Genomic DNA, 11,919 nt, shown 5'->3' with positions numbered 1-11,919 from the left:
GTTTATGCCTTGCAGGATTTTTGCTTCTGATTAGATTAAACCTTCCAAGAGACCTTTCATAAAGTTTTCTGAGTTAAACTCTCCAATATCATCGATTTTTTCACCAAAACCAATCAATTTTACAGGAATATTGAGTTCTTCACGAATGGCTAGAACCACACCTCCTCGAGCAGTTCCATCAATCTTAGTCAAAACAATTCCGGTTAAAGGTGTGATTTTCGAAAATTCTTTGGCCTGTACTAGGGCATTTTGACCTGTTGATGCATCAAGTGCCAAGAAGGTTTCATGTGGTGCTTCTGGCACAACACGTTTGATAATACGACCAATCTTTTCCAACTCAGCCATAAGGTTATCCTTATTTTGCAGACGACCAGCAGTATCAATCATGAGAATATCGATACCTTCAGCCACGGCACGTTCCATACCATCAAAGACCACGCTGGCTGGATCAGCTTTTTCAGGTCCAGTTACTACTGGAACATCTACTCGTCGGCCCCATTCAGCTAGCTGAGCTACTGCACCCGCACGGAAGGTATCTGCTGCAACCAGCATGACCTTCTTACCAGCTTGTTTGTAGCGGTGGGCTAGTTTTCCGATAGAAGTTGTTTTCCCAACACCATTCACACCAACAAAGAGCATAACTGTCAAGTTATCTTGGAAGTGGATGCTTTCATCGTAGCTACCATCCTTTTCATAAAGCTCAACCAATTTCTCAATGATGACACGACGAAGTACATCAGGTTTCTTGGCATTTTCAAGCTTGGCTTCGTAACGTAGTTCCTCCGTTAAGTTAGAAGCGACTTGGACACCAACATCACTCATAATCAGCAGTTCTTCCAGTTCCTCGAAAAATTCTTCGTCAACAGAGCGGAAGTTAGCAAAGAAGGCATTCAAGCGGGCACCGAAACCTGTGCGAGTTTTCTTAAGACTGCGGTCATATTTTTCCTGAACAGTTTCTTCTGTTTGAGGAGCTTCTGGTTCAAGCACTTCAGAATTACTTTCTTCTACAGTTCCTTCGTGCTCAAGCTTCTCTTCCTCTGGTAATTCTTCTGAGTGTGGAAATTCTTCGACTTCTTCTTGAGAAACCCCTACAACTGGCTCTGAATCCAGACTTTCTTCAACTGTGTCTTGGATTTCCTCTTCTTGGAACACAGCTTGTTCAATAATTTCAACCTCTGCTTCTTCTTGAGAAACTTCCTCAACTTCTGTGAAGGTAGGATCAACATATTCAGACAAATCAAGATTTTCCAGAGCTTCTTTTACAACTTCTTCGATTTTAGGTTCTTCTTTTTTTCCGAATAGACGGTCAAATAATCCCATATCTTAGTTCTCCTTTAGCACATATTCTTCGATAGCCCAGGCGACAGCTTCTTCATCATTGGTCATAGGAGTTACCACATTTGCGACTGCCTTGACTTCAGGAACAGCGTTTTGCATGGCAACACCGAGCCCTGCCCATTCAATCATAGAGAGGTCATTGGCCTCGTCACCACAGGCCATCACTTGACTTTGATCAATTCCAAGATGGCTAATTAGTTTTGCCAAACCTGTTGCTTTATGAACATTCTTTGGTGACCATTCTAGCAACATTTCACGTGATTTAAAGATTTCATATTGGTCAAACAATTCTGGAGAAATCTTCTGAATGGCTGCATCCAAGGGTTCTTGAGCAAAGGCGGTCACGCATTTGTTGTAGGTCATTTGATTAGACAGGTCTTCAAAATCAACTGGAACAAAAGTCAAAGCTGGATTGAATTTGGCATAAAGACTTTCTTGGTCCGATTGAATTTGATAAACAGTTCCTTCTGAGATAGCGTCAAGAGGCAGTGATAATTTCTCTGTCTCTTCATACAAGCGTGCCACATCATCATATGAAAAGACTGTCTTATCAAGGATTTCACCTGTATTTTTCTGAACCAAACCACCATTAAAAGTAATGGTATACTCATCTTCCTGACCGTCAGTCCCTAGCTCATGGAGAAAGAAATCCATAGCTTTTAAGGGACGACCAGTTGTCAATACGACCTTGATACCACGATCACGCGCAGCTTTCAAGGTTTCCTTGGTACGATCCGTCAGCCTTTTATCAGTAGTCAGCAAGGTCCCGTCCAAGTCCAATGCGATTAATTTTATATCTGCCATTATAAGCCCTCCATATAAGCTATAACCGACTGGTCCTTATGGTGACCAATCACAGTCTTTGCTAATTCTAAAATTTCAGGTCGTGCATTTTCAGGAGCTACAGGATGTCCCACAACCTGCATCATATGTAAGTCATTAAGATTGTCTCCAAAAGCCATGACCTGATCCATTGTGATACCAAGTTTTTTAACTAATTCAACAATGGCCACTCCCTTATCGACATAGTCCAGAACAATATCAATAGATTCAAAGCCAGTTGTCATAGCCTTAACACCAGGAACGTTTTCGTTTACCCAAGCCTCCCCATCTTCCAGCGTTTCTTCTGTGAAGTTGGTTGTAAATTTGAAAATGTCATCTGTGATATCTTCCAAACTCGCTACTTTTTGGATATTTTCATTATAATGCTGACTCACTTTCAAATAGGTCTCATCAACCGTATCTAGAACATATGAACCCTTCTTACCCGTCAAGAGCAGTTTATTGATATCTACATAAGGTGACGTTTTCAGCTTTTCAAAAGTTGCCAGATAAAAGTCATGAGACATAGTCGCTTCATACAAGTCCTGACCTTGATACTCTACCAAACTGCCATTTTCCGCGATGAAAATAATGTCATCACGAACATCAGCAAATAATTTTTCTAGAGATAGAAATCCGCGCCCCGAAGCCACCGCAAAGTAAATCCCTTTTTCCTTATAGGAAGCTAAGAGAGACTTGAGGCGGTCCATATCAAAGCGTCCGTTTCCATCTAGAAAAGTTCCGTCCATATCTGTTGCTACTAGTTTAATTGTCATCCTTCAATACTTTCTAAATCTTTTAACTTCACCGAAACAATTTTTGAGACACCTGATTCTTGCATGGTCACTCCATAGATAGAATCAGCCGCTGCCATGGTTCCCTTACGGTGGGTCACAACGATAAACTGGCTGTCCTTGTCAAATCGATTGAGGTAATCCCCAAAACGTTTAACATTAGCTTCATCCAGCGCAGCTTCCACCTCATCCAAGATGACAAATGGGATAGTCTTAACTCGAATGATAGAGAAAAGCAAAGCTAGAGCCGATAGGGCTTTTTCACCACCACTCATAAGGTTAAGCGACTGGATTTTCTTACCTGGTGGTTGGACAGAAATCTCAACACCAGCTGTTAAAAGGTCGCCCTCAGTCAAAATGAGGTCTGCCTGACCTCCGCCAAACATCTGTTTGAAGGTCACTTTAAAGGACTCACGAATAGCTTCAAAGGTTGATTTAAAGCGTTCCTTGACCTCATCATTCATCTCTGTAATGGTCTCAAGGAGCAGGTTTTTCGCTGACAAAATGTCATCTCGCTGGCTATTGAGGAAATCCAGACGGCTGTGAACTTCTTCGTACTGGTCAATAGCTTCCAAGTTGACAGTACCCAGCGAGCGTATAGCCTTCTCTAAATCCTTAACTTCTTGCTCTGCCAGATTGAGGTTTTCCAATTCATGTGCCTTTTCTAGTGCTTCAGTATAGCTAATCTGGTACTGGTCTGTTAATTGACTTTGTAAATGGCGTAAGCGCTCGCTGACCTTTTCTTTCTTAGCTTCAGCACGTGTTTGCTTGCGAATCCACTCTTCATTCTGCTGGCGAGCCTGATCCAAATGACTAGCAATATCATCCAGTTGACCTTCAATATCATCTAATTCAAACTGCTTACGAATCAAACCTTGTTGGAGGTTTGTTTTCTGCATTTTGGCTTCTTCCGCCTGTTGACTGAGCAATTCTGTATCAACTTTCTCAAGATTGTCAACCTTTTCTTGAAGAAGGCGCTGGATTTCCTCTTGCTCGATATTCAGATTATCCAATTCCTTGCCTAAACGTTCAATATCCGCAACTTCGTAACGTTTTTGCCCTTGCAGTTCTGTCTTAAGCAGGCGAGCTTGCGCTACCTGTTCTTGCAAGTTCTGATAACGTTCTTGGATGGCATTTTTGTTAGACTTAATCTCTTCAATCTCAGTTTCCAGATTTTGCTTTTCACTGGCAATAGTAGCAAGGCGTGCTTGGCATTTTTCCTTGTCTGCTTGCCAATCTCCGTCAGAAAGACGATCTAATTCCTCTTCTTGGAGTTTCCAAAGAGTTTCTAGCTCTTCAACTTGCTGACTGGTCTGCTGATAAGCGAGGGACAAGCCTTGCTCCTGAATACGTGCCTGCTCCCCCTGAAATTTGATGGCTTCTAATGATTCGGTCAATGTAAGCATCTCATCTTGCAAGTTCTTCAAACTCGACTCTTCTGAACGCAGACTTGCTTCTTCTTCAGCAATTTCTTTTTGCAATTGCTCCAGTTCTGGCTTGATAAAAATACTGTTATTCTGACGATTGGCTCCACCTGCATAGGAACCACCTGTGCGTAGCTCTGTCCCGTCCAGTGTCACCATGCGAACCTGATAACGAACTTGTCGAGCAGCTGCACGCGCATGTTCTACAGTATCAAAAATAGCTGTTGTTGCAAGCAAGTTCTTGAAAATAGCTTCCAACCTATTATCAAAAGTAGCCAGCTCATCTGCCATCCCAAGGAAACCTGGACTTGCAGCAATAGCATCTTGGTTCTGACTAGAAATCGTACGCGCCTTGATAGTGGTCAACGGAAGGAAGGTCGCGCGACCAGCCCTGTTTCGTTTGAGGAAATCAATCGCTCTAGTTGCCGACTCTTCATCTTCTACGATGATATGCTGACTGCTGGCTCCAAGCGCAATCTCTAGGGCAGTTTGATAATGCACATCAAAGGTCAGGTGCTCACTAACAGCACCAATAATACCACCAAGACGGTCTTTTTCTTGGAGAACACTCTTAACACCTGCATAAAAGTTACTATGATTTCTCAGGATATTTTCCAGACTCTGAGCTCTGGCCTGCTTGTTTTTGAGATTATCCAGACGGTCAAAGAGTTGACTTTGTTGAGCTTGATAGGAAGTTTTCTGTTCCTCTTGCTCCTTGGAACAGACCTGGTAATCTGCCAATAATTTCTGAACTTGCTCCTTGGCTGTTTCAAGCTCAGCATTTTGCTGCCTAGCCTTCTCTCTAGCTGTAGCCAGTTGTTCTTTCAGCTTTTCTAGTTGATCTGCTTGCTTTTGAGAAAGCTGACGGCTATTTTCCAACTCATTCTCGATGCGGGTCAGTTGATTTGAGACATCCGCTTCTTCTTGTAGAAGGGCCACAAAGCGTTCACGCAAAAGCTCAATCATCTGATCAGGATCATCTGAAAAAGCTAGCAATTCAGCTTCTAAACGATTAAGTTTTTGATTATTTTGGACTAGATTTTCTTCTAAGAGAGCTAAAGAACTTTCTTTATCAGATTTTTCTTTGCTGAGTGAACTTTTCTTCTCCTCCAAAGCAGCCAAACGGGCTTGTGCTTCCTGTTGATTCAGGGCTACTTGCTCAGATTCCAGTTTCGATAGGGCTAATTTTCTCTCTAAATCACTAATCAGACTGGTCAAATCCATCAAACTGCCTTGGTCTTTGGCCATTTCAGCCTGTAAATCTTGGCGTTGCTTTTTAAGAGTTTGATTTTCCTCTTCTAATTTTTCACGCTTTTGGTAATAGCTTGTCAAGAGTTCCTGAACCTGAGCCAACTCTTCTTCTGTAGACTCTAGTTCAGCCTTATTTTCCTTGATTTGAGCAACCAAAACATCTAAATAAATAGCCTTGCGTTGACCTTCCAAGTCTAGAAACTTACGAGCATTTTCAACTTGCTTCTCAAGAGGTTTGATTTGATTATCCAACTCGTAGATAATATCTTCTAGACGATCCAGATTATCCTGAGTTTGTTGCAGTTTGCTCTCAGTTTCTTTTCTGCGAGTCTTGTATTTCAAAACCCCTGCAGCTTCTTCGAAAATAGCTCGGCGTTCTTCAGGCTTGGAGTTAAAAATCTCCTCAACCTTCCCTTGGGAAATGATAGAGAAGGAATCTCGACCCAAACCTGTATCCAAGAAAAGGTCATGAATATCACGCAGACGGACTTTCTTGCCGTCAATCTTGTATTCGCTATCTCCACTACGGTAGATATGACGTTCTACCCTGATTTCTTGACCAGCATCCTTGATAAATCCGTCATGATTATCCAAAGTCACAACTACAGAAGCATAATTGAGCGGTTTGCGACTTTCAGTTCCAGCAAAAATGACATCTGGCATCTTGCCACCACGGAGGCTCTTAACACTTGACTCCCCCAAGGCCCAACGCAGACTTTCTGTAATATTAGACTTTCCTGATCCATTGGGTCCAACAACTGCTGTCACGCCTTGGTCAAAGACGACCTTGGTCTTATCAGCAAAAGACTTGAATCCCTGAATTTCGATTTCCTTTAAATACATGAATCCAGCCCTTTCTCAACGGCATTTTTGGCAGCTTCCTGCTCTGCTAGTTTCTTAGAACGACCTTGACCTTGACCAATACTCTTACCTTCAACCAGAACTTCTACATCAAAGACCTTATCGTGGGCAGGACCCGTTTCAGAAATCACCTGATAACGGATAGCCACATCGCCATTGACCTGAAGCAACTCTTGGAGATGGGTTTTGTAGTCTGTAATCATCTCAAACTCGCCTGCTTCAACCTTAGGAATCATGACTTGATAGATAAATGCCTTAACCTTGGCCACATCCTTGTCCAAAAGAAGGGCACCAAGAAAGGCTTCAAAGGCATCACCAAGAATGGTATCACGATTGCGACCACCAGATTTTTCTTCCCCCTTACCCAGCTTGATAAACTGGTCAAACTGGCAATCACGCGCAAAACCAGCCAAACTCTCCTCGCGGACAATCATGGCACGGAGTTTAGACAAATCGCCTTCAGGCTTTTTAGGATATTTTTTATACAGATATTCTGAAATCAATAACTGTAGAACAGCGTCTCCTAAAAATTCCAAGCGTTCATTGTGTGAAATTTTTAAGAGGCGGTGCTCATTGGCATAACTCGTATGAGTAAAGGCAGTCTCCAGTAAGTTTTTGTCTGCAAATTCGATTGCAAAATGGTTCTTTAGTACAGTTTGTAATTCTTTCATACCAACCTCTTTCTAACTGATAACAGTCCTTTTTATTATATCAAAAAAAGCCTCCTGAGTCACTCTAAAACGGGACTGGAGGGGATTTGGGCATTCTTTAGAATGATGTTTTCAGTTTTCGGAGCAAATTTGGGGCAGGATAAAGAAAAAAAGCCCTATTAAAGGCTTTTTTTAGGATGTTTACATCCACCCTGAGGGAATCGAACCCCCATCTCAAGAACCGGAATCTTACGTGATATCCATTACACTAAGGGTGGAAACTTGTTTTATTATAACAGAAATTTGCTCTAATAACAAGTTTTTTCTGGTCAAATAGCCCGTCCTAGTGGGAAGCATCCCCATTCCAGATGGAGTTTTTCACGATAACATAATCAACGTGTTTAAGGTCAGCAACCTGACGTCCACCTGCATAAGAAATAGCACTTTGAAGGTCTTGTTCCATCTCAGTTAAAGTGTCTTGCAGATGACCTTTGGCAGGAAGCAAGATGCGTTTGCCTTCCACATTTTTGTAAGCTCCTTTTTGGTATTGGGAAGCTGAACCGTAGTATTCTTTGAACTGTTCGCCATCGACTTCAATCGTTTTCCCTGGACTTTCGATATGTCCTGCAAAGAGGGAACCAATCATGACCATGCTAGCACCGAAACGAATAGACTTGGCAATATCACCGTGAGTACGAATTCCTCCATCGGCGATAATCGGTTTACGCGCAGCCTTAGCACACCAGCGTAGAGCAGCCAACTGCCAACCACCTGTACCAAAACCAGTCTTGACCTTGGTAATACAAACCTTACCAGGACCAATTCCGACCTTAGTGGCATCCGCACCAGCATTTTCCAATTCACGCACAGCTTCTGGTGTTCCCACATTTCCTGCAATAACAAAAGTATCTGGCAATTCTTTCTTGATGTGTTGAATCATAGAAATCACACTATCTGCATGACCATGAGCGATATCAATCGTGATATATTCAGGAGCATCAGCCTTGAGCTGGCTAACAAAATCATACTCATAATCCTTAACACCGACAGAGATAGAAGCAATAAGCCCTTGATCGTGCATTCGTTTAATAAAAGGAATGCGTCCTGCTTCATCAAAACGATGCATAATGTAGAAGTAACCACCTTTAGCCAGTTGCTCTGCTACATTTTCATCCAAAATCGTCTGCATATTAGCTGGCACAACAGGTAGTTTAAAGGTGTGATTTCCTAAAGTGACACTTGTGTCCGCTTCTGCACGGCTTTTAATCACACATTTATTTGGAATCAATTGAATATCTTCGTAATCAAAAATTGGAAATTCATTTAACATATTGATGTCTCGTTTCTTTTATAATGACCTACCTATGCTCTCGCATCACTACGCCTTTTCCGACGTTTCCTTAATTTATTATAAACCAAAGTACAGTTTTTGTCAAATTATTTTATGAATTAAAATATATCGTTCGGGTTTTGCTTGTGTTAAAAATAAAAGAAAGAGGGGAAATTATTTTCTCCCCACTTCTTCATCAATAATCGCTTTAAAATTTTCTTCTGAATTTTCCATCATTTTACAAAATGCACTATAGGATGAGGCATTCTGAGGGATTCGAATAGACCACTTCTTCAATTGAGCTCCATAGCCAGCTACTTTTCCTATTTCACTATTTACTGACTGCTCCATACTAGGAAAAATCAGTCCAGCCTTCTCAGCTTTTAAAATATAAGAATAGGAAATCAGCTGGAACAAGTCCTCACGGTTTATTCCTTTTTCAGTATCTTCAAGCTTTTTATATTTAGCGTCTAACACAATTTTTAAATCTCTATTATAGAAATCTGGATATACTTTTCTTTCTTGACTAGAAAACACTGAAATCCCATCCGTCTTATCCTTATTTCGTGGATGGATGAAATCTTTTGGCAACAAGGTGTAAACATACTCTTCCCAAAGCCAGGAAACATCGAAAAGAATACCGTGGATTTTTTGTTCCTGATACCCTAAACCGTTCTTTTCTTGGTTTAGGATCATCAGACAAAGTTCTTGTAGTTTTCTGTACTCGTTAAAGTATGCATGACGTAGAGGTTTAGATTTATTTCCCCGAATAATCTTCGCACGATCAGCTAGTTTATAAGAAGGAGTTACCCGCACGATTTCTGCTACATTTTCACGACTAGTTAAGAGACTATCAAGAACCCCTTGCCCAATGCTTTTCTGATTCTTAATGTATTCAATAGTGTGACGAATCAGCTGCATGAGAGGATTATCATAGGTGAACTCTCTCGTTGTGTAGGCAATATTTCCCGTGAAAGGAAGATTTTTCTTGAGATGATTTCCTACATCAATCACTCCCTTAACATGACTGTCGTTATGAGAAAATCGCTGGTATTCCTTATAAAAACCTTTTCGGAGAGCAGCTTGAAGATACTTGGGAAAGAGATACATCAAAAGTTGATAGAGTTTATCTTCACGCGACAAAGATACATCTAAACTAGTAAGATTGATATGAAGAACCTTTTGTAAAAGATAATGTAAAAAATAGTCATCACCTTTAATCGAAAAACGAGAGGAGATTGTTAATCTCTCCTGACCATAGCCCAGAAAACCAATCACATTTCCTGTCTTGATTTCCTGATTGACCGTTTCCAAAATCTTTTGTTTCTTATCCAAATCTGGAGAATATTGTAGGTCATTTGGGAAAACAAAGATACTGTCTTCTTGAGAAAGATTATCTAGAGTTCTATCTAAAAGAACTTGACTAATTTTAGGATATTCTGTGATAAACTCTTCTTTGTTTAAGTCCTGTTGATTGTCAGTTAACTGCATCGTCATCACCAATATCTTGCTGATTTCTCAAATCATATGCTTTTTTCAAAGTATTCAGTATTTCGTCTTCTTCATAAGAACCACGTAAGTAATCTTCCAAAAGTGGTTTGAGATAATCAGACCAGAGTAATTCATAATCATAATCCAATTCTTTTAAATTACGGAAATAACTTGGTCCGATATGATAATGACTGTTTAGCTCCTGAACATTTTCGATAGCAACATTCAAGTTCCTTAGTCGAGTTTTAGCTTCTTCAGCATGCTCACCTAATTTTTCATCAAGGATGTATAGTTGGCTTTCAGCAGTAACTTCAACAAAACGGAAACGACGACGCATAGCAAAATCAAATGTATCCACTGATCGGTCAATATCATTCATGGTTCCTATAATATAGACATTCTCAGGAATATAAAACTTGTCATCACTTTCGTGTAGATTGGCATATTGGGTAGAAACTTCCCCATCTCTACCACGATAGCCAGGGTCGATAGAGAAAAAGAGCTCCCCAAAAATCTTAGAAATCTCACCACGATTGATCTCATCGATGATGAAAACGAAGTTTTTGTCTGTGTTAATCATTGGAGATACATAATCACATAAACCATAACTTTCTTTCATGTGATCCAAAACAATTTTTTGATAAGTTTCGTACTTTAAATTAGTATCTTCACCCTTGTACAAAAGATACACTTTTTCTTTGGTAGCAACAGGAGAATCAAACTTCACATTCCCTTGACTATTTAAACTGGCTGGAACCGAACTACGAGGGAAGAAATATTGTCCTTGCTTTTCATTGATAGCATCCGTTAGCTTAGCCCACGTTTCTTCAAAATTATCTTGACCTCCAGTCTTCTGAGCTTCTTTTGCCTTCTGGCAAAACTCTTTAAAAATACCATCTTGTAATTTAAACTCAATAGCTCCATCCCCATTTGATACTGGTCTCAACCCCTCCACAAAATCTGTATAATCATAGGAAGGGTGAAATTGTACAAAGCCAATTTGATCTTCATTACCACCCGTTAGCTCTGCCGCTATTTCTTTAGCAAGATAAGTTTTTCCTGTACCAGGTGCACCACGGAGAATGAGGTTTTTGGATTGCAATAAAATATTTTTATATTTGTTAATATTTTCTAACATGTTTACATCTTTCTTCTCTTTTTTCACATAGAAACTAGTAAAATTGTCGTAAAACTCTTTTAAAATATCATTAGGTTCCGCGGTTGATTCCAATTCTAAATCTTTGACAAGGTATTTATAACCTAAATCTTCATCTTGATTATTACTGTACCATTTTACTATTTTAAATTCTGTGAGTTTAAATCTCTGAAAACCACATCTTATATTTATCCATGAGTTATCAATGTCACTCAATCGATAACCAAAATAAGGTGATTTAATATATCCATTACCACTCCTTGGACCAAAATGACCTGTGTTAAGCATTTCAACTTTGTATGGAATACCTTCGATGGTTAGAGCAGGATAAATATGTTCAGCTCCATCTAATTTTTGAGAACGTTTCATTTCTATATCTTTCGAATTATAGATATTTGATTGATTCACAAATTTAGACAAAAATTCTCTGAAGACTTTATAACACTCTGAGTTAGTTCCAGTTTTTACAAACTCATAAGATTTATTTATAAAAGGTAAAATCTCGTCTAATGAATTTTCGTCCTTAATAAAATACTCAGCATCAAGTGTCCAACCAAATGAATCAGGCTTCTTATCAAATATCAAAAAATCTGAATCACGAAGACTTTTGGAGAGAATGGCAATCTTTATTCCTTTATTCCGAAAATTAATCTCTATAAAGTTTTGTAACTTCCCTTTCATATTTTTAACCTGAAAAGAAATATAACTTTTTGTTTGATTTTCAATTGCATCTGGGAATTCTTTTTTTATTCTATCAATAAAAGTTGATTCAGATATCATAATGCTTTACCTCGCTTATTAA

8 protein-coding genes and 1 tRNA gene are annotated in these 11,919 nt (G+C 39.7%); all 9 read right to left on the bottom strand.

Going from position 1 to position 11,919, the window contains the following annotated elements; translation table 11 throughout:
* Nucleotides 1-30: 30 nt before the first annotated feature.
* Nucleotides 31-1,320, bottom strand: coding sequence for a signal recognition particle-docking protein FtsY (ftsY, locus tag HT725_RS00925; RefSeq protein WP_000522346.1), 1,290 nt, complete (start codon nucleotides 1,318-1,320; stop codon nucleotides 31-33).
* 3 nt (nucleotides 1,321-1,323) lie between these two features.
* On the bottom strand, nucleotides 1,324-2,142 hold the full coding sequence (locus tag HT725_RS00920; protein ID WP_000763455.1) for a Cof-type HAD-IIB family hydrolase: 819 nt from the start codon (nucleotides 2,140-2,142) through the stop codon (nucleotides 1,324-1,326).
* Nucleotides 2,142-2,936, bottom strand: a complete 795-nt coding sequence (locus HT725_RS00915) for an HAD family hydrolase (protein ID WP_000153016.1) — start codon at nucleotides 2,934-2,936, stop codon at nucleotides 2,142-2,144. The genes HT725_RS00920 and HT725_RS00915 overlap by 1 nt, the downstream gene beginning before the upstream one ends.
* Nucleotides 2,933-6,472, bottom strand: a complete 3,540-nt coding sequence (smc, locus tag HT725_RS00910) for a chromosome segregation protein SMC (protein WP_173252897.1) — start codon at nucleotides 6,470-6,472, stop codon at nucleotides 2,933-2,935. Before smc ends, HT725_RS00915 begins: the two co-directional genes overlap by 4 nt.
* Nucleotides 6,463-7,161, bottom strand: a complete 699-nt coding sequence (gene rnc / locus HT725_RS00905) for a ribonuclease III (protein ID WP_033677334.1) — start codon at nucleotides 7,159-7,161, stop codon at nucleotides 6,463-6,465. The genes smc and rnc overlap by 10 nt, the downstream gene beginning before the upstream one ends.
* Nucleotides 7,162-7,346: 185 nt before the next feature.
* Nucleotides 7,347-7,418 (bottom strand) — tRNA-Arg (locus HT725_RS00900).
* A gap of 65 nt (nucleotides 7,419-7,483) precedes the next feature.
* The gene (locus tag HT725_RS00895) at nucleotides 7,484-8,470 is read right to left on the bottom strand and encodes a GMP reductase (RefSeq protein ID WP_000931164.1); all 987 of its coding nucleotides are present in this window, start codon (nucleotides 8,468-8,470) and stop codon (nucleotides 7,484-7,486) included.
* Between the two features lie 174 nt (nucleotides 8,471-8,644).
* Nucleotides 8,645-9,961 carry an McrC family protein gene (locus tag HT725_RS00890; RefSeq protein WP_173252968.1) on the bottom strand — a complete coding sequence of 439 codons (1,317 nt, stop codon included), beginning with the start codon at nucleotides 9,959-9,961 and terminating at the stop codon, nucleotides 8,645-8,647.
* Nucleotides 9,948-11,897, bottom strand: coding sequence for an AAA family ATPase (locus HT725_RS00885; RefSeq protein ID WP_173252896.1), 1,950 nt, complete (start codon nucleotides 11,895-11,897; stop codon nucleotides 9,948-9,950). Before HT725_RS00885 ends, HT725_RS00890 begins: the two co-directional genes overlap by 14 nt.
* Nucleotides 11,898-11,919 lie beyond the last annotated feature (22 nt).

This window comes from Streptococcus sp. 2579 (assembly GCF_013277195.1).
GTDB lineage: Bacteria > Bacillota > Bacilli > Lactobacillales > Streptococcaceae > Streptococcus.
The sequence above is the reverse complement of the archived record's forward strand: the minus strand, read 5'-3'. Positions and strand labels throughout refer to the sequence as shown.

Bases quoted from the DNA above. Each gene is read 5' to 3' on its own strand.
- HT725_RS00915 (WP_000153016.1), bottom strand. From the start codon at position 2,936: ATGACAATTAAACTAGTAGCAACAGATATGGACGGAACTTTTCTAGAT.
- ftsY (WP_000522346.1), bottom strand. From the start codon at position 1,320: ATGGGATTATTTGACCGTCTATTCGGAAAAAAAGAAGAACCTAAAATC.
- rnc (WP_033677334.1), bottom strand. From the start codon at position 7,161: ATGAAAGAATTACAAACTGTACTAAAGAACCATTTTGCAATCGAATTT.
- HT725_RS00885 (WP_173252896.1), bottom strand. From the start codon at position 11,897: ATGATATCTGAATCAACTTTTATTGATAGAATAAAAAAAGAATTCCCA.
- HT725_RS00890 (WP_173252968.1), bottom strand. From the start codon at position 9,961: ATGCAGTTAACTGACAATCAACAGGACTTAAACAAAGAAGAGTTTATC.
- HT725_RS00895 (WP_000931164.1), bottom strand. From the start codon at position 8,470: ATGTTAAATGAATTTCCAATTTTTGATTACGAAGATATTCAATTGATT.
- smc (WP_173252897.1), bottom strand. From the start codon at position 6,472: ATGTATTTAAAGGAAATCGAAATTCAGGGATTCAAGTCTTTTGCTGAT.
- HT725_RS00920 (WP_000763455.1), bottom strand. From the start codon at position 2,142: ATGGCAGATATAAAATTAATCGCATTGGACTTGGACGGGACCTTGCTG.